Genomic DNA, 24203 nt, shown 5'->3' with positions numbered 1-24203 from the left:
TCTCATATGTAAGCGTTACCAATCCATCATGGGGGAGATTAAGGATGACTTTAATAAGTCAGTTAGGAAAGGTCTTTATGGTAGCCGCTCTGCTCATTTTTCTAATCCAGTTCTATTCGGCTTCCGCTGCACATGCCGCTGACGAGTACGATGTGCTCCGCGGACGGTGGAAGACACTTTTGGGCGGAGGGAAAGATTATTCGGTTAACGACCCGGATATCGTGGCACGGATTGCTTCCATTACGACTGAAGCTCAGACCTATTGGAATAGCATGAATAAGGCTGCGGGGCGGACCTATTTGTGGAGCGATCTCGCAAGCACCAGCGATTCGAGCCATATTACGGGATCCTATAACCGGTTGAGATCGATGGTCCTTGCCTACTCCACCTTCGGTTCGCAGCTGCACGACGATGCAGCTTTGCAGGCGGATATTGCCGGGGCTTTGGATTGGATGTATACGAATCGTTACAATACGAGCAAAACCGTATCAGGGAACTGGTGGGATTGGGAAATCGGAGCTCCGCTTGCCTTAAACGATATCATGGTAATGTTTTACGAACAATTAAGTCCAACTCAGATCACGAATTATACGAGCGCAATAGATAAATTCCAGTCCACTATCACACAAACGGGAGCAAACCGGGTGTGGGAAAGCATGATTATCGCCGTTCGCGGCATAGTCGGCAAGAATAGCGCCAAAATCGCAGCCGGCCGCGACGGTCTAAGTCCGGTATTTGATGTGGTGACGGCAGGAGACGGCTTTTATCCGGACGGATCATTCATACAGCATACCGTTTACCCTTATACAGGCGGTTATGGGAAAGAGCTGCTTTCAGATATTTCCAGAATGATGTACGTTCTTGATCAATCGACTTGGGCCATAACGGACCCGGATAAACAGAATGTGTTCGGTTGGATATATAATTCGTTCGAGCCTTTGGTTTACAGAGGGGCTATGATGGATATGGTCCGGGGACGCGATATGTCCCGGATGAACAGCGATCACTACGTGGGGCAAAGTGTCATCCGCTCCGTCACTCTCCTTTCGCAGGTTGCTTCTCCATCCGATGCAGCCAGATACAAGAGCATGGTGAAATACTGGATTCAAACGAATACCTATGAAAACTTTTATGCAACAGCACCTATAAACATGATCGTGCTTGCAAAAAACATCATAAATGACGCTTCTATTCCATCCCGAGGCGAACTAGTCAAGCAAGTTCAATATTCCAGTATGGACCGCGCGGTTCAGCTTCAGCCCGGGTATGGATTTGGCATAAGCATGTCTTCTAAACGCATAGCCAACTACGAATCCATTAATAACGAGAATTATAAAGCCTGGTATACTGCGGACGGAATGACTTACTTGTATAATTCGGACTTGTCCCAATTTAGCGACGGTTTCTGGCCGACGATCAACCCCTACAGGATGCCGGGTACGACAGTTGATACCCAAACAAGGGCGGACGGCTCCGGAAAGCAATACATCAGCCCGAGCAGTTGGGCAGGAGGAACCTCCATTCTTGGAACATACGGAATTTCCGGTATGGATCTGGATGCGTGGGGGAGCTCGCTGACTGCGAAGAAGTCATGGTTCATGTTTGACGATGAGATCATCGCACTGGGTGCGGGAATCACGAGTTCGGATTCGAGAAAGATTGAAACGGTAATCGAGAACCGGAAACTGAATGGACCGGGCAATAACGCACTCACGGTGAACGGCACCGCGAAACCGGCATCGACCGGCTGGTCGGAAACGATGACTGACGTGAACTGGGCGCATCTTGCCGGAACTGTACCCGGCTCGGATATCGGCTATTATTTCCCGGAAGGAGCCTCGGTAAAGGGACTGCGCGAAGCGAGAACAGGCTCTTGGAAGGGCATCAATATCGGAGGTTCGACGACTCCAATAACCCGGAACTATTTGAATTTGTGGTTCGATCATGGGGTTAATCCCAGCGGTGCAACTTACGCCTATGTCCTTCTTCCGAATCGAAGCGCTGCGGAAACAAGCGATTATGCAAGCGCACCTGAGTTTACCATCCTGGAAAACTCCGCCGACGCACAGGCGGTGCGCGAGAATACGATCGGAGTAACCGGCGTAAACTTCTGGAAAGACATGGTCAAAACGGCCGGTGACATCACAAGCGACAAGAAGGCGTCCGTCATGACAGCTGTGACGGCTGGTGTGCTGGAAGTAAGCGTATCGGATCCGACACAATTGAATACGGGAACGATAAATATCGAAATTAATAAAAGTGCAGCAGGACTCGCAGCCGCGGATAGCCGAATTACGGTGACGCAGTTAAGTCCGACTATAAAAATGACGGTGAATGTGAGCGGTACCCGCGGTGCAGGACTGAAGGCGACGTTCAGCTTGAACGAACCCGTACCGGCTAATCTCGCGCTTCAGAAGGCGGTAACGGCAAGCAGCACTTTCAGCAACAAGGACTGGAATATTCTCCATGCTGTCGACGGCGGGCGGAGCTCGGTTGACGGGAAGAAAGGCTGGACCAGCAATAACAGCCTTACAACCAATCATTCCGAGTGGTTCCAGGTCGACCTGGGAAGCGTGATGCCTGTCTCCAAAGTCGATTTGTATCCGCGCAACGATGGGATTACAACCGGGCAGGGGTTTCCAGTGGACTTCATGATCATGGTATCGGATAATGGAAGTGTATGGAATGCCGTTGTAACGCAAACCGGATATCCGCTGCCGGGCAATGAGGTACAAAGCTTCTCCTTTTCTCCGATGCAAGTGCGGTATGTGAGGATTTCAGGAACGAACCTGTCGCCGAATCCTTACGACCACCAGTATTATCGGATGCAGTTTGCGGAGGTTGAGGTCTATTAGGGCGTATAAGGCGAGGAGCGGCTCCCGCTCCTCCGCTTCACTTATAAGTCGGCAGGATGAGCCCGGGGATGGTGTGGTGGGTTATGTTCGAACGGATGCGTAGAGCAGCCAATAAGCTCAACCTGTTCTACAAAATCTTTTACGGCACGCTGGCAATTCTGTTCCTCGTACTCGCACTATCGAGTGCGGCTTCCTATTTGTATTCCCAGCGTCTGTTGGAAGAGAAAATAAGCGAGAAATCGATCGGCTTGGTCAAGAACATTAATCTCAGCATACAGGATAATATCGTTCAAGTGGACAGCCTGATACAATTGACCTTTGCCGATCAGGACGTGCTCTCCGCGCTGTCAAGCAACACGGACGGCAGCTTGCTCGAGATGTACAACAACCAACTGAAGATGCAGAAGTTTTTCCAGCAATTTATTTATCTTAGACATGATCTGAGCAGCATATATATCTACCTATCGAAGACCAAGACATTCTCTTACTATCGCGACGGTTCGCTGAAACTCGACTATGATCCGACCGGGGAAGCGTGGTTCAAAGCCACTGAAGCGTCCCAGGGCAAGACCGTCATTACGCCGCCCCATCTCCCTTTTCAGCTGGACCGGTCCGGTCCAGTCATTTCCTTTTCCAGGCAGCTGACCAATTACGCCGGGGAGAAGGAAGGCGTTATCCTGATGGATTTTGCAGCCGATACACTGAATACGATCATTAACAGAGCGAACCTGGACCCGTCTTCCCTGGTTCTGTTTACGGATCGCGATGGGACAATTATTTACCGGAGTTTTGCCGGCGAAGAGCGGGCGATCGATGAGCGGTACCGGTCGAAAATAACGTTGCAGGATACCGGGCAATTTACCGCCGATCTATTCGGCAGCCGCTACCTGGTCACCTTCCATACTTCTCAGCTGACAGGTTGGAAGCTGCTTACGCTGACTCCATACAAATTAATCGCAATGGAAGGAAACCGGCTGCTTGTCATCAACGCTTTAATCGCATTCGGAGGACTTCTGCTGGCAATTCTGCTGGCGTACTATTTCTCCAAAGTCGTCACTACGCCGATTCGGAAGCTGAATAAAGGCATGACGACGGTTAAGCGAGGCGACTTCGACATCCAACTGGAAGTGCCGGCGAACGACGAGGTAGGGCAGCTGGTCCAAAACTTCAACTCAATGACCGCTACGATCAAGAAGTTAATTGTCGAGAAATATGAAGAAACACTTGAACGTAAAGAAGCCGAATACAAGTATCTGCAGTCACAAATCAACCCTCACTTTATCAATAATACGCTGCAGACAATCAGCAGTATAGCCGCCGTCTACGGGATCAAGGAAATAACCCAAATGTCCAAGCAGCTGGGGGATATGCTGCGCTACGGCATTAATATGAGCCAGAAAATGGTCCCGTTCTTTAAAGAAGTGCAGAATGTAATCAACTACCTGGAAATTCAAAAGGTGCGGTTTAAAGATTTTCTGGAATATTCCATCGACGTTGAGGAAGAAGTGAACATGGTTGGCGTCACGAAGCTGATATTGCAGCCGATCGTGGAAAATGCGATTATCCATGGCATACAGGGTAAAGGTAAAGAAGGGATGATATGGATACGCGCATTTGTACGGGATGACAGGATTGTGGTGGAGGTTGAAGATAACGGCCTTGGAATCGCTCCGGATCAGCTGCGCATCCTTAAGGAGGAGCTCGACATGCAGAATGGGCATACCGGCGGCGATAAGGAAAGAATCGGACTAAAAAATATTCATCAGCGGATGAAATACGTATACGGCCCGGATTATGGCTTGCAGGTGGAGAGCGAGCATGGCGTCCGGACCAAGGTTACGTTTCATATCCCGCGGAAGATGGGGACATAGGTATTGATATGAAAGCGATAATTATTGATGATGAAATATGGATACGTGAAGGACTAAAAGTTCAGATCCCTTGGGACGCGCTTGATATCACGCTGGCCGGGGAAGCCTCCAACGGAGTGGAAGGGCTGCAGTTGATCGAGGAGGTTAAGCCGGATATCGTGCTGACGGATATCGCGATGCCGCTCATGAACGGACTTGAACTAATGGAGACGATTCGAACCCGTTATCCGAACATGACGGTGATCGTAATCAGCGGTTACGCCGAATTCGAATATGCCCGGAAGGCTTTGATCTATGATGCCTCGGACTATATTCTTAAGCCCTTCGATGAAGAGGCATTAATCGAGAGCATGCGCAAGGCGAAACGAAAGGTACTCGCGACCAACTCGGACCCGGTTGAACCGGGGGCAGTGTACAGAAGGCTCTCCGAAATGCTCCACCACGGCTGCGAGGAGAAAGATATGAAGGCTGTACTGGATTCGGCGGGAATCCGCATAACTCTTCCCGCACGTGTTACCGTGGTGCAGCTGACGGGTGAGGAGAGGGAGAATGCCCGCCGGTTTGTGGATGATATGGAGCGCAAAATCAGCATCGACCTGAAACATCCGGTCGTATTTCAGGACCCTTATGAGCCGCAGCGGGTCATCATGTGCACACCCGTGCTGCCGCTTTCGGCAGCGGAGCAATGGTTTGAGGGTTACGAGGAGATCAAGATCGGTGCGGGCGGGATCGCCGATTCATTATCGCAGCTTAAGATATCTTACGAGCAGGCATGCCAGGGGATGAAATATTCGGGATGGCTGCCCGGCCGGAAGATCGTTGCATATGAAGCGATTCAGGAGCGCAAGAAGAATTTGGTTCTGCCTGACGAGATCGTGAATGATTTCATCAAGCGTCTGGAGACCGGAGAGAGAGACCGTCTGCTGCCATGGTATTTCACTTGGCTGGAACAGCAGGCTGCTGTGCCGGATATCGCGCTTGAATCAATCCAGAAGTCGGTACTTGAGCTTATGCTGGCTGTCGCCAAATCGAACCGCAAGAACGAGGTTGACCTCAGCAATCTGTTCGACCGCCATGAAACACTGGCTATTGCGCTTGAATCCGATACGTATACAAAGTTCAAGCACCGCTTCTCGGCGTTCATCGAAGAAGTTCTGCGGACCGTACAATCGCACGCCACGGGCGGTACGAAGCGGACGATCGAGGAAATTAAAGCTTATATCGACGAGCATTATACCGAGGAAATAAGCCTTAATTGGGTTGCCGAGCATTTCTTTATTAACCCGGCGTATTTGTCGCGGACATTCAAGCGGGAATACGGCCAGAACTTCAACGAATATATCATGCAGCTGCGAATGAGCAAGGCATCCCGGCTGCTTGCGGACGGCAGCCTCAAATTGGAGCTCATTTCGCAAATGTGCGGGTTCGAGAATCCGAAATACTTTTTCAAACGGTTTAAGCTGTTTTTCGGCTGCACCCCTTCCGAATACCGGAAACGGCGGCTCCCTTCGTCTTCTCAGGCGAATGATTAACACGCGGTTCGTTCCACAGTTGAAACACACTATAGGCCGGTATCTGTTCATACAGATGCCGGCTTCTTTTAATTGTGCGGTTATCGCTTCCAACCAGCGGTAAAAAGGTAAAAAAAGTAGACCTTTTTTGTAAGAAATAAGGATAAATACGAACATTGCAATTGTTTAAGATAAAGATAGAAAAGAGGCTGCGAAGGGGTGTAAGGATGCGTAAAGCGATGGCATGGTCTTTCCTGGAGTTGAAATGGTTGTTATTTGTCGTTCCCTCGTTGTTGTTTTATTTATTCTTCTTTATTGTTCCCTCCATCAGCGCTACGTTTTACAGTTTGACCGATTGGGACGGGATCACCTACAGCTTTATCGGTTTGCAGAATTACAGGGATATGCTGGATGATGACAACATTAAGACGGCTTTTATTAATACTCTGATTTACGCATTGTCCATAACGGTGGTGCAGAATACGCTTGGCTTGTTTCTTGCAGTGCTGCTGGACCGCAAGATGCGAATGGTAAACATGATGCGAACCGTATTCTTTATGCCGGCCATCTTCAGCTCGCTTGTAATCGGTTATGTTTGGGGTTATATGCTGGAGCCCAATATCGGTGTTGTGAATCATGTGCTTTCAGTCTTGAATTTGGACGCATTGAAGCAGGATTGGCTCGGAAATCCTCACTACGGCATCGCTATGATCATACTGGTCACGGTATGGCAATTCTGCGGATATTCGATGGTGATCTTCCTGGCGGGCCTTCAGGGAATCCCCAAAGATATGTATGAGTCGGCATCCATAGAAGGAGCCGGTGCCGTCGATAAATTCAAGTATATCACCTTTCCGCTGCTTGCCCCATCCTTTACGATAAACATTTTGCTCACGACGATTGGCTGCCTCAAGCTGTTCGACCAAATTTATGCGATGACCAGAGGCGGGCCGGGCTACAGCACGCAATCGGTTGCCACGATGATTTACACGGTCGGATTTGGCTCGGGCGGGCAGTGGGGGTACGGCACGGCGATTTCGATCGTTCTGTTTGCTTTCATACTTGTGTTCAGTTCAATTCAAGTGACCTTATTGCGCCGAAGAGAGGTGGATATGTAATGGAAACATCGAAGAGCAAAGCCTCGGTTCAGTTCGATTCAAGTCATCTTATTGTGCGGAAGGGAGAAAGTGCTGAGGAAACGCGGAAGGGGAGAATTGCATACTTCATAACCCAGGCCGCGCTTTGGATACTTGCCGCAGTTTATATCTATCCGGTCGCGCTTGTCATGCTGTCCGCTCTGAAAACGAAGGCGGAATTGGCCGTCAACCCGTTCGGTCTCCCAACCCTGATTACCTTTGAGCATTTTACAACTGCTTTTCAGACGATGCATTTTTTCAAAAGCATGTTCAATTCGCTGGTGATCACAAGTATCTCCGTATTTATTATGATCTTTATCGCTTCCGCTGCCGCATATGCGATCATCCGCAGAAACAACAGGTTTTATAACGGATTATACCTGTTCTTCCTGGCCGGGCTGATCGTGCCCTTTCAGATGACGATGATTCCGCTGTATAAATTAATGGTGAACCTGGAGTTTATCAATACCTACCACGGCATTATTTTTGTCTATCTTGCTTTGACAGCACCTTTCTCGATTTTTATTTTATCCGGCTTCGTGCGCGGTGTTCCAAAAGAGCTTGAAGAAGCGGCCAAAATGGACGGCTGCGGCTTGTACAGGACGTTCTTCTCAATCGTCATGCCGCTCATGAAGCCGGCGCTGGTGACCGTGGCTATCCTGAACACGTTTCACATATGGAATGATTTTCTGATGCCGATGCTGTTTCTACCCAGTTCGGGTATGAAGACGTTGACCGTCCAGCTGTTCTCTTTCGTCGGGCAATACTTCAACGATTGGTCACCGATATTCGCGGGAATTTTCCTGATTGTGTACCCGCTTATCATTGTTTACGTCTTTGCTCAACGGTTCATCATTAAAGGGATTACGGCGGGAGCCGTGAAAGGTTAACTGGTTCTTACCATCAATAAAATAAAGGGTTTCATATCTTGAGAGTCAGACCAAGATATGAAACCCTTTATTTGTTTGTTTATTATTGAAGAGGTCTTGATAATAATTCCCCGTTCTTATGATTATTTCTTACTCCTGAAGGGGGTCCGGCACCAGCCCGTCTTCAAGCAGCTGGCTGTTGGTTTTCATCCCTTTCATGTCATTGCCAAGGCGTCTCATATCCTGTTCATCCTGCACCATTGAGCCATTCCGTGCGCTGTCAAGCGGTTCGGATTTACGTCCTGCTTGACCCGACGACGTCTTGCGGTCAGGGCTGCGACCGTTCATGTGAAGCTCCATTCGTTCCGGTTGACGATACATTAGAGTTCACTCCTTCTTCGGCACGTTTCATAGATTGAAACACATTGGCGGTTTGCTCCGCCGCAGAAGCCACTTTGTTCGCCGCGGTTCTTCCGATTTCGTTGACCATCACGCCGACGTCCCCGGCTTTTTCCTTCGCCTGATCCGCCAAGGTCGCTGCCCGCTCACGGGCGGCGGTTGATAGTTCCGTCGATTTGCGCCGGATCGTCTCGCGCATTTCCTTACCGGATTTCGGGGTCATCAGGACTGCTGCGGCAGCTCCGATCGCACCGCCTATAAGAACTCCTTTCATCATATTACTGCTGCGGGCTTGTTGATTATTCTCGTTTTCCATTGTTCTCACTCCTTTATTTCAATGAAAGAGAAGATGTTTTGAAGCGGTGTGGTTTCCGCTTTCTTGCTTCTTAATACCCGGCAAGACAATAATTTGAAACATTAGCCCCATGTCCCGAATCGGTTTCGGCGGCACGAGGAAAAGTAGTTGATAGAGAAATTCGGTGCGGTAAGAAGGGGGAAATGGCGGTGATTGGAAGTGACGGAAATATTGAATGCGGGAGCGGCAGAAGAGCGGGGCAAGCATATTCATGCCGGAAGTTTCTTCAATGCTGCCGGTGAACGCCCTGAAACGGCTGAACATGCTCTCGGAGTGCCGCTTGTCATATCCACGCGGGGCCAATGGGCCGAGAATATCCATAGCGGTCACGTAGTTGCCGTATCCGAGGTTGGCGATATAATCGCGCATGCAGGCTCTGCGGATGTTTGGACCTTTGCCAGGTCGACCGCCAAACCGGTTCAGGCCATGTCCTCCGTACTCGGCGCGGTTCTTGAGGCCTATGGCCTCGATAATGAGGAGCTTGCGCTGATGACCGCTTCGCATCAGGGCGAAGAGATGCATATGGAGGTGCTGGAGCGGATGCTGACGCGGACCGGTGTTAAGGAAGCGGAGCTCGCTTTCGGTCCGGCGCTGCCGTCCGGTTCAGAGGCGCGGGGCAAGCTGCTGCGCAGCGAGCTGTTGTCGCGGCGCTGGAGCAGCTTCGCGCCGGCGGGGGCCTCGCCGAGCGCATCCGTAACCATTTTCCGCCGGAAATCGTAAATGATACCGGCGAAACCGTCGGACACCGCGAACCATGCCTGCGGCTCCGGTTTCATTAAATGTATCCGCTATTTGACCGCCGGCTTGCCGGCCTTATCGCGCCATTATCCCTGCTCACGAAGCCGCCCGCACCGACCGCGCGGGCGGCTTTTTTTATGGGCATTTCCCGGGCGTATACCCACAAAACCAGCGGCAGAATCACATTTTTACCCGGTTTCAGGCCTGCATGGATTGGTTTATATGCAAGGTAGGAAGACGTAACAACTACTCCAAAAAGAAATGAGGGTGAGTGTCAATGTTAGGATGGGCTGTACTATTCTTTATTGTCGCCATAGTTGCCGGCATTCTTGGCTTTTTTACGCTTGCCGCAGCTGCGGCGAGTATTGCCAAAGTATTGTTCGTCGTATTCCTTATCTTGTTTGTCGTTTCGCTTGTCTTCGGACGCAGACGAGTCTAACTCGTCACTTGGAAGCCAGTTTTGCTGGCGCAAAACTCAAGCTAATGCTTACGAAGCAAGTTTTGCTGACGCAAAACTCAAGCTAATGCTTACGAAGCCAGTTTTGCTGGCGCAAAACTCAAGCTTATGCTTACGAAGCCGTTTTGCTGACGCAAAACTCAAGCTAATGCGTACGAAGCAAGTTTTGCTGACGCAAAACTCTTAGGAGGTTATATCAATGAACATAAAAGTCACGAACGTCCACACAGTGGATAACATTAGTGAAGCAATGGAGCAGTTGAGCCGCTATAAGTCGCTTGGCTATGATAAAGACCATCTTTACGTGCTTGCACACGATAAAGATCGGACCAAGCGAATCGCTGAAACGGCGGATGCGGAGAGAATCGGCATATATGAAGAAGGACTTGATACGGCTATCGCCAACATTTTCCGGTCGCGCGGAGACGAACTTCGGGCGAAGCTGAAATCAATGGGCGTCAGCCCGGAGGAAGCCGAGCGGCTGGAGATGGAAATGGACAAGGACAAGATTGTAATCATTGCCTGGGGCGGTAGCGAATATGATGATAATGATTATGATCCGAACATTGTATATTATCCGCCGCTTCTCGTCTGAGCCGCAGCATAATAATACGGGTAGACCGTTCGTCAGCGAACGGTCTACTTTTGTATGAGTTAGAGTGAAGGGAGGGGACAAATTGCTGCAAAGCCGTTTTTTTCGTTTCTGTATCGGCACGGTGTTTCTGTTATTAATCATCTATTTAATTGAAAAAGACAGCTTTATCTTCGTGCCAGTGATCAAAATGTTCAATATTTTAATTGTCCCTTTCATGCTCGCAGGCTTCTTCTATTATCTGCTGCGCCCCATCGTTCATCTCCTCACGGAATGGCGGGTGAACAAGATCGCCTCTATTTTGCTTGTTTACTTGGCGCTCACCGCTATCTTCGTTTTGTTCGCCGTCGTCGTTTGGCCCACGCTCACTCTTCAATTCAATACTTTCGTGGCGAGCGCGCCAAAGCTCATGGATGGATTTAATCAGCAGATTATCAATATGCAGCACAATCGGATTTTCTCGGTACTCACGAACAGCGAATACAATCTGACCGCGAAATTGTCCGAGTATCTGACACAGGCGATCACCGCCGCTTCCAATTATGTGTCTGAAGCAATCTCATTCATCACCAATTTTCTTGTGGTCGTCGCCACCGCTCCGATTATTTTGTACTATTTGCTGAAGGAAGATAAATCGGTTCCAAAGGCGCTTCTTCATTTAATACCAGGCAAATATACGAAGGACGGCAAGGAAGTGCTGGAGGAGATCGATTCGGCATTGAGCGGGTTTATTGTGGGCCGCATCATTATAACCTTCTTGCTGGGAGTCATGATGTATATCGGCTTTCTGCTTATCGGCCTGCCGTATTCGTTATTGATTGCGATCATTGCCACGGTATTGAACATTATTCCATACATAGGTCCGGTGCTGGGCGCGATACCGTGCATCCTGGTCGCATTTATCGACTCGCCGACGATGGTGCTGTGGGTGCTGATCGTTGTCGTAATCGCCCAGCAGGTTGAGAGCAGTCTGCTGTCGCCGCATATTTACGGCAAACGGATGGATATGCATCCGCTCACGACGATTATAATCCTGCTCGTCGCGGTGGAGGTTTCCGGCATTGTGGGCATCATTTTATCTCTACCGATCTATATGGTTGTCAAAATCATTGTCGTGCGCATTTACCGTCTGTTCTTCGCGGATAGGGTGGAGGAGCTCGTCGATTAACTTGCTTTCCTTTTTTTTCCTATACGCAGTAGTTCAACCTTTATTCGGTTCATTTGGCGACTCTCGTTCAAGTCACCGTTTGAACAGATTGATTGTCTGTGGCATCAGTTTAAATCTTCCGGTTAGAACGGTTCAAACAGCGGTCTCTCCCTATTCTAGCGAGCCGCCTGAGCATATAACCGGAGAAGATCCGACTGTAAGACCTCTATACCGAGCTCATTTCCTCCCGGTAAGCCGAAGGCGGCAAGCCATAGAAGCGGCGGAACTGCTTCGAGAAATAAAGCGGGTCCTGGAGACCGACGGAGGCGGCAATCTGTTCGATCGTAAGCTCCGGCCGCTCGCGAAGGAGGAGCCTCGCTTTGTCAATGCGCAGCTTGAGCAGGAACGTTACCGGGGTAAGTCCGGTGCGCTGCTTGAACAGCCTGGACAAATAAGCACGGTTATAGCCAAGGGAATCCGCCATTCGCTCGATCGTAACCGGCTCCGCATATTGCGTCGACAAATAGCGGATAATCTGCCTGATGAGTGCTTCACCATCGTTCCCGGTCCGCTGCGCGCTGCCGTCCTGCGGCTGCAGGGTTGAGCTGAATTCGCCGAACAGCAGATGAAGATAACCGACCGAACGCAAATGTGCGGCTGCCCCGCCATGGCGAAAGGTTCGCTCTATACTGTGAAACAAAACGCCGATTCGTTTATTTTTCTCCGTATCGATCACAGGCTGATGATCGGACAAGCCGACAGAAGCGGCGAGTCCGGCCGCCATGCGGCCCTCGAACGCTATCCAACGGTACCGCCAAGGGTCCGACTCGCTCGAAGCATAGCTGATTAACTGCTCCGGTGGTATTAGAAAAGTTTGTCCCTGCTGCAGCTCATACTGCTTATCCGCGCATGTGAAAGTGCCTGAACCGGACAACACGTGATGCATGAGATAGAAATCGTAAACCTTCGGCCCGATGAGGTGGCCGGGCTTCGTTTGGCTCTCCCCGGAAAATAAGACATATAAATCACCATGCTCATTCGGTATTGGATTGGATACTACCGTATAACTGAACGGCCTCGCCATATAAGGCACCTCCTTTATTTACAATCAAATTACATTACGCACATTGTAACATAAGAATGCGATTCTAACAGTATGAAGTCACATTAATCCATGTTAATTTCACATCCAGCCATTTTGCTCCCGTCCAAATTCCGCTATACTTAACGTAAAGCAAGCCGCAAACAAACCAAAATAAAAAGAAAGTGGTGTGACAAATGGCTAACATCCATGAACTGACACAACGATTTCTGCAGGTATACGGCGAATCCTCGGAAGGCATCAGCGTATTTCACGCGCCGGGAAGGGTCAATTTGATCGGGGAGCATACCGACTACAACGGCGGGTATGTCTTTCCCGCGGCTCTGACCTTCGGCACGACGCTGCTTATCCGTAAGCGCAGCGACGATCTTCTCGGTCTGGCATCGACCAATTTCAGCGAGCATAAGCACCTGCCTATCCAGCCGATTGTATATGATGAAGCGGACGACTGGATGAACTATCCGAAGGGCATTGTAAACGAGCTTCAGCAGCGTGGCCGCAAGTTTGAGAGCGGATTTGACCTGCTCTTCCACGGCGAAATTCCAAACGGCTCGGGACTCTCGTCCTCGGCATCGATCGAAGTCGTCACCGCCTACGCGCTTCTCACAATGGCGGGTTATGAGACCGATACGGTGGATATCGCGCTTCTGTCCCAGAAATCCGAAAACGAATTCAACGGCGTTCAATGCGGCATCATGGATCAGTTCGCCGTTGCAAACGGCAAGAAGGACCATGCGATCCTGCTCATGTGCGATACGCTTGAATATGAACTGATCCCGTTTGATTCCGGCAGCTATAAGCTCGTTATCGGCAATACGAACAAGCGCCGGGGGCTCGTCGATTCCAAATATAACGAGCGCCGCAGCCAATGCGAGCAGGCGGTGCAAGATTTGAAGGCGGCATTCCCGGATGTTGCACTGCTGGGCCAAATCTCTCTAGAAGATTTCAATGCCAATCAACACCTGATCAAAGATGAGACGGTACGCAAGCGCGCGCAGCACGTCGTTGAAGAGATAGACCGCGTCGTTCGCTCTATCGCGGTGCTGAGAGCAAACGACCTTGCGGCCTTCGGCGAGCTGATGAACGGGTCGCACGATTCGCTGCGCGACCTGTACGAAGTAACCGGAGAAGAGCTTGACGCGATGGTTGATGCGGCGCGCGCAGTCCCTGGCGTACTCGGCTCTCGGATGACCGGAGCGGGCTTCGGCGGATGTACGGTATCGCTTGTCCATGAAGACAGCATAGAACGTTTCAAAGAAGAAGTAGGACGCAAATATAAGGAAGCCACAGGTCTAACCGCCGACTTCTATGTTTGCAAAATCGGCAACGGAGTCGAGCAATTATCTTAAGCACTTGGAAAGGGGAGAATTACAATGGCAGTATTAGTAACGGGAGGCGCGGGCTATATCGGCTCGCACACAGTGGCGGCGCTGCTTGAGCGCGGCGAGGAAATCGTGATCGTCGACAATCTGCAGCAAGGACATAAGGAAGCGGTGCTGGGCGGCAAGCTGTACAGCGGCGACCTGCGCGACGCCGATTTTCTGGGTACCGTATTCCAGGAGAACGATATCGATGCGGTGATTCATTTTGCCGCAAGCTCGCTTGTCGGGGAAAGCATGAAGGACCCGGGCAAATATTATCACAACAACGTATACGGCACCTTGTGCCTGCTTGAAAAAATGAACCAATACGGAGTCAAAAAGATCGTCTTCTCCTCGACTGCCGCAACTTACGGCGAGCCGGAGAACGTGCCGGTCGATGAATTGGACCGCACACTTCCGACCAATGCATACGGGGAAACGAAGCTCGCTATGGAGAAAATGATGAAATGGTTCGACGTCGCCCACGGCATCAAATTCGTCTCGCTGCGCTACTTCAACGCTGCGGGGGCTCATGAGAGCGGCAAGATCGGCGAAGACCACAATCCGGAAACGCACCTTGTGCCGGTCGTTCTGCAGGTTGCATTAGGGCAGCGCCCGCACATATCCGTGTTCGGCGAAGACTATCCGACGGATGACGGCACCTGCGTACGCGACTACATTCATGTCAGCGACCTTGCGGATGCGCACGTACTGGCGGTGGAGAAGCTGCGGAAAGGCGGCGGCAGCGCGATCTATAATCTCGGCAACGGCACGGGCTTCTCCGTCAAACAGGTGATCGACATTGCGGTTGAAGTCACAGGCCGGGAAATACCGGCGGTGTTCGAAGCAAGACGTGCAGGTGATCCGGCCGTTCTCGTCGCATCGTCTGCCCGCGCGCGGCAGGAGCTTGGCTGGAGTCCTTCGCGCAGCAAGCTCGAAGACATCATCGGAAGCGCGTGGGCTTGGCATCAGGCCAACCCGTCGGGCTATAACAAGTAACGAGGCTTGCACACCCGGTTATCCGGGTGAGCAGTGCAAAGGAGCATTAACATGACAGAACACAATCAGATACCGACGCCGGGTGCAGGCGAAGCTCGTATCCTCATTGAACGATTAGTGCAATTCGCGCTTCAGCGCGGCATGATTGAACCGCTGGACGCCTATTATTCGCGGAATGCGCTGCTGGATTTGTTCGGCTTTGCCGGAGCTTATGAAGGGGACGTTCCGGATGAGCGGCTGGAGAGCGCCGTCCCGCTGCTGGAGCCATTGCTGGATTACGGGGCTTCAATAGGCCTGATTCAAGACAATACGACCACGTTTCGCGATCTGCTGGATGCACGCATTATGGGGCTGCTCATGCCGCGGCCTTCGGAAGTGGCCCGGCGGTTCAGCCGCATGTCGGCCGACCAGGGCGTCGCTGCAGCGACGGACGCTTTTTACCGTCTAAGCATCGATTCCAATTATATCCGGATGGACCGTATTCGCCGAAATCAATATTGGGAGCAGCCGACCGAATACGGCCGGCTTGAAATTACCGTCAACCTGTCTAAGCCGGAGAAGGACCCGAAGGAAATAGCCCTGCTCAGGACTATGGCGCCCGGCAACTATCCGAAATGCCTGCTTTGCACCGAAAACATCGGCTACGCGGGACGGGCGGACCACCCGGCGCGGCAGAACCTTCGCGTCGTTCCACTCGAGCTGCTCGGCGAATCATGGTATTTCCAATATTCGCCTTATGTCTACTATAACGAGCACAGCATTGTTTTTAACAGCAAGCATGTGCCGATGAGAATTTCCTCCGACACGTTCGCGCGTCTGCTTGATTTCGTCGATGCTTTTCCGCATTACTTTATCGGTTCCAATGCGGACCTGCCGATCGTAGGCGGTTCAATTCTGAATCATGATCATTTCCAGGCGGGACGTCATGTGTTTCCGATGGAGACAGCGGATGTGGAAGCCGAATTCGCCGATCCTTCGGCGCCGGGTCTCCGCTTTGGCATCGTCGCTTGGCCGATGTCGGTGCTGCGTGTGAACGGGACGGATAAGGCAGCCGTACTCAAGGCGGCCGGCCGGATTCTGGGTGCTTGGAGAGCATACAGCGATCCGTCGGCGGAAGTGCTTGCCTTCTCGGATAAGAGCGGGGAGCAGGTACCGCATAATACGATTACACCGATTGCGCGGCTGCGCGATAACGGAGAATATGAGCTTGATCTTGTGCTTCGCAACAACCGGACGAGCGACGAGCATCCGGATGGCATTTTTCATCCGCACGAGCATCTGCACCATATCAAGAAAGAGAACATCGGTCTCATCGAGGTAATGGGGCTTGCCGTACTTCCCGGACGGCTTAAGACCGAACTCGAAGAGATTGCGGAGCTGCTCACAGGAACTGCCGCATACGACCAAACGGCGCTGCAAGGCGGATCGCTCGGCAAGCATGGCGACTGGATTCAATCGATGGTCGAGGCCCATGGCACCGGCTTATCCGCGGGGCAAGCGGCGGAAGTGCTTCGTGACGAAGTCGGCCGCAAGTTCCTTGATGTGCTTAAAGACGCAGGCGTATACAAACGTACCCCGGAAGGTATGAACGCGTTCAGGCGGTTCCTGCACTCACTAGGTTTGTCGCAGCGGTAATCTCTTCGCTCAGACAGCCCGCGCGCTGAGATTGCCTCGTAAGTAACCGCCCGGTGCAAGCTTTAAATCCGAATAATACATCAAGAAGCCCGCAGTTGTTTTCCGACTGCGGGCTTCTTGACGCTTACAGTACGAAGAAACTGAGACCTTCGCCTACGGCATAGAACCATGCGCGAAGAGCACCCATGCCAATGTGTTCGTTCGGTGGAGCGGCGCTAGTGAATGATACCTCTTGTATCTTCCTAATATTTGCCTTTATAATTAATCATAATAAAATAATGGGATTCTTTTATATATTAAAAGGAGAAGCTGCATATCCTGGCGAAAATATAAATGATTAGTAAACTTAGCTGCGGAGGGATCGATTATGCCATTACCAATAATACCGCTCGACGATTTTCTGGCCTTGACGACTGACGAACAGGTAGAAAAGCTGAAACAATGGAAGATGGATTATACGCTGAAGGATATCCGTGAAGCGTGGGGGTTCAAGCATTCCGCCCAATATTACATGCTCCTCAAAAAGCTTCGCATTTATGAACGGGTGGTCAATAAATCGGACAAGTTCTCGCCTGAGCAGCTGCTCGTTTCACGCAACGGAGCCGATGCGTACGCGTCCCCGGTTTATGCCGCAAGCGAACGAACGGCGCCGGCAGACCAATTCGCCTACGAGCTCAACGTTACTTTAAACGGTCCGGAACTGGCGGACAAGCTCGAACGGCTCGCCCACTTCATGAAAGGCGAACATAAGGCCGTGACAATAAAATTGTCATTGACAGCCGCAACCAAAGACGCCGATGATCAAACGGCTGGAGGCGGTTCCGCAGATTATTCCTGACCTCATGCAAGAAACCGGAGTATATAGCTCCGGTTTTTTCTCAAAAATAAATTGTCGATTAATGTATGAAATTGTAACAAAATGCTAAATAACCGCTTATTTGTTTCGAAGCTGCCCCAGCTCAGAGACGAGCGCTTCCACTTCGCTTATACTGAATTTATCTTTGCCTGCTACAATATCGTACAAATCTTTAATATCTTCGTATTTGTCCATATTGAAATTAGATGCCTGCATAGCCGCTGCAGTTGCCATACGCAGCTTCGTTTTAATCGTGTCTATCATGAATTCCACATTCTCATGTGTCGGTTCATTCAAGTTTCTCATTAGTTTTGCTCCTCCCTATCGCTGGCTGTACGTATTGTATCATGCCCGAGAATCGTCCGCCACCGTTTGAAGACCGGGCGGGATTTAGATACAATTAGACTGACAGCCAAACCGCAGAACAGGAGCGTCCTTCGGCGGCAGTGGTTACTTATATCTGGAGGAACTGCAATCATGAATAATCGCGCGAAACTGCGCAAAGAGGCGTGCAGGGAGCAGCAATTGCCGCGGGAGCGAGTAGACGGCGGCGGTCTCGCGGACTTCTTCGCTAAAGTGGCCGCCCTCTATCCTAGCCGGACTCAGCTGATCTTTGTTTGCATCGGTACGGATCGTTCAACGGGCGATTCCTTCGGACCATGGGTTGGCACGATGCTCCGGGAGCAGGGCTGGACTCACATCATTGGCACTCTCGATACCCCTTGCGACGCCGATCTTTATGAATCGGTTGTGTCCGGGATTCCGGAATCGCAAATCGTTATCGCAATCGATGCATGTCTCGGAAGGACGGATACCTCCTGCCGTTATTTAATTGCCGATGGACCCCTGTTTCCCGGAAGGGCTACCGGCCGAAATCTATCTCCAGTCGGACATTATAGCGTTGCCGGAATTGTCGGGCCGCTCAGCGTGAAACCGTATTGGAGTCTGCAGCGGGCGTCCCTTTACGAGGTGATGGGGATGGCAAGGACCGTTGCGGGCGCAATCAATGCGGCATGGCCCGCGATTCAGTAACCGTCTCACAGGTGAATGTTCATTATATACAGGGGAAGGGTGAAGCTCATATGTCAATTTTGTCGTTAGCCAATAATTCTGTTACCTTAATGGAAGGGCTGCAGACCGCCTATTACGATTCTGGCGAGTCCGGCAGTCATCTGCCCGCTGATTGTGCGATCGTTCTGCTGCATGGTTTTTGCGGCAGCTCGGCCTATTGGGAAAATGTCGTACCCAAGCTTGAGGGGCTTGGCCGCGTGATCGTTCCCGATCTCCGAGGGCATGGCGGAAGCTCGGCACCTAGCGGCGAAGTCTATTTAATGGAATCGTTTGCCGAAGACTTATCCATGCTTATAAGCCAGCTTCAGATCGAGCACATATGCCTCTTCGGACATTCACTGGGCGGTTATGTATCACTCGCATTCGCGGAGCGTTACGCCCACCGGCTGAAATCGCTCAGCCTGATCCATTCCACTGCTCTGCCCGATGGGGAAACAGCCAGAAGCAACCGGGATAAAGCGGTGCAATCCATAAGGGAGAACGGTATTCGTCCGTTTGTAGAGGGGCTTGTGCCCAAGCTCTTTGCGCCAGAGCATCGCGAATCGATGGCAGACCGTGTGCAGCGGATGATCGAGGTTGGCTCGGGTACGTCCCCTGAAGGCGCATCGGCCACGGCGCTTGGGATGAAGGTGCGTACGGACACGAGAGCGGTTTTGGCCGGTCTGACTGTTCCCAGGCTGCTCATTGCCGGCGCTGAAGACGGCGTAATTCCGACGGAGAACACCTTTACGACAGAAGGGCCTAACGTCTCCCAGGTGCTGCTGAGCGAAGTCGGCCACATGGGGATGATTGAGAAGCCGGATATTGTGGGAGAACGAATTTCCGCCTTTATCCGTTTTCTTTCAACATTATAAAGTATTCTTTTGGATTACCGTTTGATAAGAGGGAGAGGTAGCCAGTGTTCCAAAGGGATTATTTTATGCGAATGATCGAACAGATGTCGCAAGTCGTCGGGCAGGTCATGGGCCTCCGTCAAGAGCGTAAGCAGGATGAGGCGCTGGTGATCATTGATGAGCTGCTGGACAAGCATTTCCGGTTGAACGGAAAACTTATACGCTCGTTATCCGATGCCGACCTCGTTCGAATGATGACGACAAGCGGCATGATCGAGACGGCTAATATCCATGCCATTGCGCTGCTGATGAAGGAAGAAGCTGATATTTTCGACGATCAGGAGCGTCCGGAGCTAAGCTATCCGGTTCGTCTTAAATCGTTTCATTTATTTATGCGCCTTGCCCTTATCGATGCGCCGCCCATGCTTCGCACACCGTCGGAGGAAGCTGCCGAGCTTTCCCGTAAGCTTAGCATCTATGAGCTGCCGCCGGAGACAAAGCTGCTGATGTTCGAATGGCATGAAGGGGACGGGCGATACGATCAAGCTGAAAATATGCTCTATGAATTGCTTGAGGACGGCGTCCTGCCGGCGGAAGAAGCCACTGAGTTTTACCGGCGGCTGTTGCTGCTTCCGGATGAATCGCTTGCCGCAGGCGGACTGTCGCGGGAAGAGGTTTTGCTGGGCCAGAAGCAAGTTCCGATTGAAAAGTCAGTATAGGAGATGAATTGCAGGCGTGGAGAAATGGCAGGAACAGTTAAGGCAATGGGTGGACAACGGACAGCTGCGGCAGGCGACCTTCAGCCAGCTTCGGCGCAAGGACGGAAGCATTCCGCCGAAAACAACCGTCCGCCCTATTCAGCTAAAGGGCAGTCTCCATTATCAATTCGAGTATCATTTTGCAACTAAAGTGACGCACGACAACGTCCCGCAAGCCGATGCCGCCCTTCGGATGGCCGGGTGGCTTGAGGAGCATTACCGCCAGGCTCTGTTCAAAACGGACACAGCAGATGTACAGGTGTTATTCAATAAGAAGGGAAAGGCCGCTGTACTGGGCAAGCCGGCCACGGCTAAGGGCGAACAGGACCAGCTGTCTCACAACCGTCAGAAGGAGCGTGTCATCCAGGAGGGAGAAGCGGCCCCATTCATGGTTGAGCTCGGCATCATGACCAAGGACGGCCGGGTCGCCTCCAAGAAACAAGACAAGTTCAGGCAAATAAACCGGTTTCTTGAGATGGTGACGGATGTTCTCCCGTACCTGCCGGAAGGCAGAGAAATCAAAATCGTCGATTTTGGCTGCGGCAAATCGTATTTGACCTTTGCGCTGTATTATTTGCTCGCCATTCAGCAGAAACGGCAGATTTCAGTCATCGGACTTGATTTGAAAGAGGATGTTATAGCCTTCTGCTCGGAGCTGGCCCGCAAGCTGGGTTATGACCGGCTTCATTTTCAGGTGGGCGATATCGCGCAATATAATGAGCAAACGAATATTGATATGGTTGTAACCCTGCACGCTTGCGATACGGCCACCGACGCCGCGCTTGTGAAAGCGGTTGAGTGGGGAGCGGCGGTAATACTTTCCGTGCCTTGCTGCCAACATGAATTGTTCCGGCAAATATCGAACGATTCACTTAGACCTTTATTGGCTCACGGATTGCTGAAGGAACGATTCGCGGCACTAGCCACTGATGCCGTGCGTGCGCAGCTTCTCGAAGTGCTTGGATATAAAGTACAGCTGCTGGAATTTATCGATCCGGAACATACGCCCAAGAACATGCTGATTCGCGCCGCACTAGGCCGTAAGGACGATACGGAGCGAAAGTGGCGGGAATATGAGGCGTTTCGCGATGTTTTGCAACTTTCGCCCTACTTGGAGAGGGAGTTGTCAAGTCGTCTTCCGCAGGCCGGTTTGCCGTAACGGCGTGCTTATCTTAAATAAGACAACAATGGACATTGTCGAATAAATGCGGATTGTGATAGAATGGGAGAGTGTGGCTGGTCCCAGGTCGTTTTACATATTAACTCTTGATTGGGTGAATCATATTGGGACTGATGACATGGCTTGACCTACTTTTATTTCTCATTCTATTTATGGTTTTCGTTTATGTTTTTGCGACGAACGTTATAACACAGATCCATAAAGTCTATTTGCTTTTTCACTTCTTTATGATGCTCTGGCCGTTTGGCCAAGTCGCAGTCCATACGACCGACAACCCTAATTTACAGCTCGTTTATGTCAACATTTCGTTTATCGGCATGTCCATGCTCGGATTCGGATGGCTGCTATTTACTAAATTTTTAACCAATCGCGCATACGTGCCTGGCCGAAAATCAATCGTTTACGCGCTTCTTCCGTCGATGCTTGTATTGATCGGCATTTTGTGGAACCCGGAACATCTCTTTATGTCAGCGGTCGACAATCACTATGAGCAGCGAGTTTACGGTCCGATTTTTTGGGTTTTGATCCTTGTTCTGCTTTCGTATTATGTTTACTCGACGCGTTTGCTGTGGCGGGCGTATTGTTCGGAATCGCAGGTACAGGATCGGCCGCAGATCGCCAATGCGTTAACCGGGATCTTTGTCATCGTAGGCTTTGCTACGCTGGACCTTCTCCTCAATGTCGTATTTGACAAGTGGCTGCCGGTCATTCCGGGGCTGACATCTACAGGCATTGTAATATCGAATTTGTACTTCGTATTTTCCATTCGCAAACACCGTATGTTCGATATTATTAAAATCGCCCAGCAGGATGTCGCCGATACGATGTCGGCCGGCGTAATCGTGATGGACGAGCAGGATTACGTTATCGAAATGAACCGGGCGGTAAATCCCGAGCTCCGTATTGCACTTGGACATCTGTTCGATATGGAAGCGCTTCTTGAAGCCTGTGCGCTTAGCGATCTTGAAGAAGAATTCCTGCAAACCTATCGTCTTCATCCCGAGAGAAGGATTCAAGCCGACATCGCGGTCCGGCAGCCGGACGACAGTTTCGTCTATTTATCGATGCATGTCGCCCCGATTATGATCCAGCAAAAAATGATGGGAAGAGTTATTACGTTTCAGGACGATACCGAGCTCAGGAGACTGATCGAGGAATCCTACGCTCAGTATGAAGCGCTTCAAGAAAGAAACCGTGCTCTGCTCTATATGCAGGATGAGTTGTTTCAAGCGAATCAGAAGCTTGAGCAGATGGCTGTCACCGATAGCTTGACCGGTTGTTTCAACCGCAGATATTTGATGCTGCAGCTTGAACATGAAGTGATGACGAATTTGCGTTACCGTATACCGTTCGCTATTTTTTTATTCGATATCGATTTGTTCAAAACGGTCAATGATACTTACGGCCATCTGGTCGGTGATGAAGTGATACGCCGAACAGCCGAGATCGTCCGGGGAGCCTTAAGGCGAACGGATATACTGGCAAGGTACGGCGGTGAAGAGTTTGCCGTTTATTTGCCTCATACTAACCGCGATCAAGCTGAAGTCTTGGCGCAGCGGATCCGTGTGGCGGTGGAAGACAATGAAATAGCGGCCGGCAAGGAAAAAAACAGTGTCTCGATCACAATCAGTATCGGCGTCCTCGCTGTCGAAGCGCAGCATGCCGAGGAGGTCGATGACGCGAAAATATATTTGCGCGAATTGTTTGCGAAAGCGGACGCAGCCCTTTATGAAGCCAAGAGGGGCGGACGCAACCGGATTGTCAATGTCAGTTGATGGGGGGAGCGGTATGTATTTCGCGGGACGTATTACTGCAGCAGCGGTTACAATCGGGACCATTACGTATATGGCCGGACTCGGTTATTGGATGAAAGATACCTCCGCCATGGCTGCATCTTATGCCTTCGCCGGTGTTTATGCCGCCGCCGCCCTTCCGATTGCGTGGCTGCTGGGGCGCAAATACGATTTGCTTAAGTCAAACTCAACCATCGACTGTATGACGGGTCTGTACAATCGCGGCTTCATAGAGGCAAACTTCCCTAAGCTTGTTAATCAGGCGCAGCGCAAACGCAAGAAATTAACGGTGCTGATCTTGGACGTAAACGATTTCAAAGAGGTCAATGACCGGTTTGGTCACGAGCAAGGGGATCAGGCGCTTAGGCTTGTTTCCGAAACGCTCCAAATCTGTGCCCAGCGGGGGGAGATTTCGGGTAGATGGGGCGGCGACGAATTCATCATGATTTGTCCTTATGCGGACGACAGATTGCTTGAGAAATTACTGCAGCAGCTGCAGGAAAAGCTTCTTAGGCTTTCGGTCATTACCGGATTTGGCCTTTCGGTATCTGTTGGAAGCGCATCCTTTCCGGAGCAGGGCAATCAGTTAAGCGAGCTTGCTCATACGGCGGATAAACGGATGTACGCGGACAAAAAATCACGGAAAATGAAGCATGCCGAACCTGGGATGATGCAGGCGCAATAA

General features: G+C 51.0%; 23 protein-coding genes. 19 read left to right on the top strand and 4 right to left on the bottom strand.

What is annotated here, in order from left to right:
• The first annotated feature begins 44 nt into the window (after nucleotides 1-44).
• From KZ483_RS22770 to KZ483_RS22750, 5 genes are all read left to right on the top strand, one after another.
• Nucleotides 45-2855, top strand: a complete 2811-nt coding sequence (locus KZ483_RS22770) for a polysaccharide lyase family 8 super-sandwich domain-containing protein (protein ID WP_220349813.1) — start codon at nucleotides 45-47, stop codon at nucleotides 2853-2855.
• 68 nt (nucleotides 2856-2923) lie between these two features.
• Nucleotides 2924-4726: a cache domain-containing sensor histidine kinase gene (locus KZ483_RS22765; RefSeq protein ID WP_220349812.1), complete on the top strand. Its 1803-nt coding sequence runs from the start codon at nucleotides 2924-2926 to the stop codon at nucleotides 4724-4726.
• An 8-nt stretch (nucleotides 4727-4734) separates the two neighbouring features.
• Complete coding sequence (locus KZ483_RS22760; protein ID WP_220349811.1) at nucleotides 4735-6258, top strand: response regulator; 1524 nt, start codon at nucleotides 4735-4737, stop codon at nucleotides 6256-6258.
• A 218-nt stretch (nucleotides 6259-6476) separates the two neighbouring features.
• Nucleotides 6477-7355, top strand: coding sequence for a carbohydrate ABC transporter permease (locus KZ483_RS22755; protein ID WP_220349810.1), 879 nt, complete (start codon nucleotides 6477-6479; stop codon nucleotides 7353-7355).
• The gene (locus KZ483_RS22750; RefSeq protein WP_220349808.1) at nucleotides 7355-8263 is read left to right on the top strand and encodes a carbohydrate ABC transporter permease; all 909 of its coding nucleotides are present in this window, start codon (nucleotides 7355-7357) and stop codon (nucleotides 8261-8263) included. The genes KZ483_RS22755 and KZ483_RS22750 overlap by 1 nt, the downstream gene beginning before the upstream one ends.
• Nucleotides 8264-8392: 129 nt before the next feature.
• Here KZ483_RS22750 and KZ483_RS22745 read toward each other — a convergent pair whose 3' ends face one another.
• Together KZ483_RS22745 and KZ483_RS22740 are read right to left on the bottom strand one after the other, a co-directional pair.
• Nucleotides 8393-8590: a hypothetical protein gene (locus KZ483_RS22745; RefSeq protein ID WP_220349806.1), complete on the bottom strand. Its 198-nt coding sequence runs from the start codon at nucleotides 8588-8590 to the stop codon at nucleotides 8393-8395.
• Entirely contained in the window at nucleotides 8571-8957 is a 387-nt protein-coding gene (locus tag KZ483_RS22740) for a YtxH domain-containing protein (RefSeq protein WP_220349805.1), read from the bottom strand. Before KZ483_RS22740 ends, KZ483_RS22745 begins: the two co-directional genes overlap by 20 nt.
• Nucleotides 8958-9155: 198 nt before the next feature.
• Between KZ483_RS22740 and KZ483_RS22735 the strand changes: the two genes are divergently transcribed.
• The 4 genes from KZ483_RS22735 (at nucleotide 9156) to KZ483_RS22720 (ending at nucleotide 11951) form a co-directional block, all read left to right on the top strand.
• Complete coding sequence (locus KZ483_RS22735) at nucleotides 9156-9716, top strand: asparaginase (RefSeq protein WP_258881772.1); 561 nt, start codon at nucleotides 9156-9158, stop codon at nucleotides 9714-9716.
• A gap of 295 nt (nucleotides 9717-10011) precedes the next feature.
• Nucleotides 10012-10173 (top strand): DUF1328 domain-containing protein, encoded by a 162-nt coding sequence (locus tag KZ483_RS22730; RefSeq protein ID WP_220349802.1) that lies wholly within the window; start codon nucleotides 10012-10014, stop codon nucleotides 10171-10173.
• 217 nt (nucleotides 10174-10390) lie between these two features.
• Nucleotides 10391-10786: a YflT domain-containing protein gene (locus tag KZ483_RS22725; protein WP_220349801.1), complete on the top strand. Its 396-nt coding sequence runs from the start codon at nucleotides 10391-10393 to the stop codon at nucleotides 10784-10786.
• Nucleotides 10787-10868: 82 nt separating this feature from the next.
• Nucleotides 10869-11951 carry an AI-2E family transporter gene (locus KZ483_RS22720; RefSeq protein WP_220349800.1) on the top strand — a complete coding sequence of 361 codons (1083 nt, stop codon included), beginning with the start codon at nucleotides 10869-10871 and terminating at the stop codon, nucleotides 11949-11951.
• Nucleotides 11952-12156: 205 nt separating this feature from the next.
• Here the strand turns inward: KZ483_RS22720 and KZ483_RS22715 are convergent, their stop codons facing one another.
• The gene (locus KZ483_RS22715; protein ID WP_220349798.1) at nucleotides 12157-13014 is read right to left on the bottom strand and encodes an AraC family transcriptional regulator; all 858 of its coding nucleotides are present in this window, start codon (nucleotides 13012-13014) and stop codon (nucleotides 12157-12159) included.
• A gap of 194 nt (nucleotides 13015-13208) precedes the next feature.
• Here KZ483_RS22715 and KZ483_RS22710 point away from each other — a divergent pair, with 194 nt between their 5' ends.
• The 4 genes from KZ483_RS22710 to KZ483_RS22695 all read left to right on the top strand — a co-directional run bounded on the left by KZ483_RS22710 (nucleotide 13209) and on the right by KZ483_RS22695 (nucleotide 17865).
• Entirely contained in the window at nucleotides 13209-14381 is a 1173-nt protein-coding gene (locus KZ483_RS22710; protein WP_220349794.1) for a galactokinase, read from the top strand.
• A gap of 24 nt (nucleotides 14382-14405) precedes the next feature.
• Nucleotides 14406-15392 carry a UDP-glucose 4-epimerase GalE gene (gene galE, locus KZ483_RS22705; RefSeq protein WP_220349792.1) on the top strand — a complete coding sequence of 329 codons (987 nt, stop codon included), beginning with the start codon at nucleotides 14406-14408 and terminating at the stop codon, nucleotides 15390-15392.
• A 51-nt stretch (nucleotides 15393-15443) separates the two neighbouring features.
• Complete coding sequence (locus tag KZ483_RS22700; RefSeq protein WP_220349791.1) at nucleotides 15444-17027, top strand: UDP-glucose--hexose-1-phosphate uridylyltransferase; 1584 nt, start codon at nucleotides 15444-15446, stop codon at nucleotides 17025-17027.
• Between the two features lie 367 nt (nucleotides 17028-17394).
• Nucleotides 17395-17865 (top strand): hypothetical protein, encoded by a 471-nt coding sequence (locus tag KZ483_RS22695; RefSeq protein ID WP_220349789.1) that lies wholly within the window; start codon nucleotides 17395-17397, stop codon nucleotides 17863-17865.
• Nucleotides 17866-17961: 96 nt separating this feature from the next.
• On the opposite strand, the gene KZ483_RS22690 is transcribed toward KZ483_RS22695, so the two are convergent.
• Complete coding sequence (locus tag KZ483_RS22690) at nucleotides 17962-18189, bottom strand: DUF1128 domain-containing protein (protein WP_220349788.1); 228 nt, start codon at nucleotides 18187-18189, stop codon at nucleotides 17962-17964.
• Between the two features lie 171 nt (nucleotides 18190-18360).
• Between KZ483_RS22690 and yyaC the strand changes: the two genes are divergently transcribed.
• The 6 genes from yyaC (at nucleotide 18361) to KZ483_RS22660 (ending at nucleotide 24203) form a co-directional block, all read left to right on the top strand.
• Nucleotides 18361-18915 (top strand): spore protease YyaC, encoded by a 555-nt coding sequence (gene yyaC, locus KZ483_RS22685; RefSeq protein WP_220349786.1) that lies wholly within the window; start codon nucleotides 18361-18363, stop codon nucleotides 18913-18915.
• A gap of 50 nt (nucleotides 18916-18965) precedes the next feature.
• Entirely contained in the window at nucleotides 18966-19808 is an 843-nt protein-coding gene (locus KZ483_RS22680) for an alpha/beta fold hydrolase (RefSeq protein WP_220349784.1), read from the top strand.
• A gap of 44 nt (nucleotides 19809-19852) precedes the next feature.
• Nucleotides 19853-20506: a DUF6483 family protein gene (locus KZ483_RS22675; protein ID WP_220349783.1), complete on the top strand. Its 654-nt coding sequence runs from the start codon at nucleotides 19853-19855 to the stop codon at nucleotides 20504-20506.
• 7 nt (nucleotides 20507-20513) lie between these two features.
• Nucleotides 20514-21704, top strand: coding sequence for a class I SAM-dependent methyltransferase (locus KZ483_RS22670; RefSeq protein ID WP_220353622.1), 1191 nt, complete (start codon nucleotides 20514-20516; stop codon nucleotides 21702-21704).
• A 134-nt stretch (nucleotides 21705-21838) separates the two neighbouring features.
• Nucleotides 21839-23500 carry a histidine kinase N-terminal 7TM domain-containing diguanylate cyclase gene (locus KZ483_RS22665; RefSeq protein ID WP_220353621.1) on the top strand — a complete coding sequence of 554 codons (1662 nt, stop codon included), beginning with the start codon at nucleotides 21839-21841 and terminating at the stop codon, nucleotides 23498-23500.
• Nucleotides 23490-24203 carry a GGDEF domain-containing protein gene (locus KZ483_RS22660; RefSeq protein WP_220349782.1) on the top strand — a complete coding sequence of 238 codons (714 nt, stop codon included), beginning with the start codon at nucleotides 23490-23492 and terminating at the stop codon, nucleotides 24201-24203. Before KZ483_RS22665 ends, KZ483_RS22660 begins: the two co-directional genes overlap by 11 nt.

The organism is Paenibacillus sp. sptzw28 (assembly GCF_019550795.1).
In the GTDB taxonomy this organism is placed as follows: Bacteria; Bacillota; Bacilli; order Paenibacillales; family Paenibacillaceae; genus Paenibacillus_Z.
This window is presented reverse-complemented; position numbering and strand designations above follow the sequence as displayed.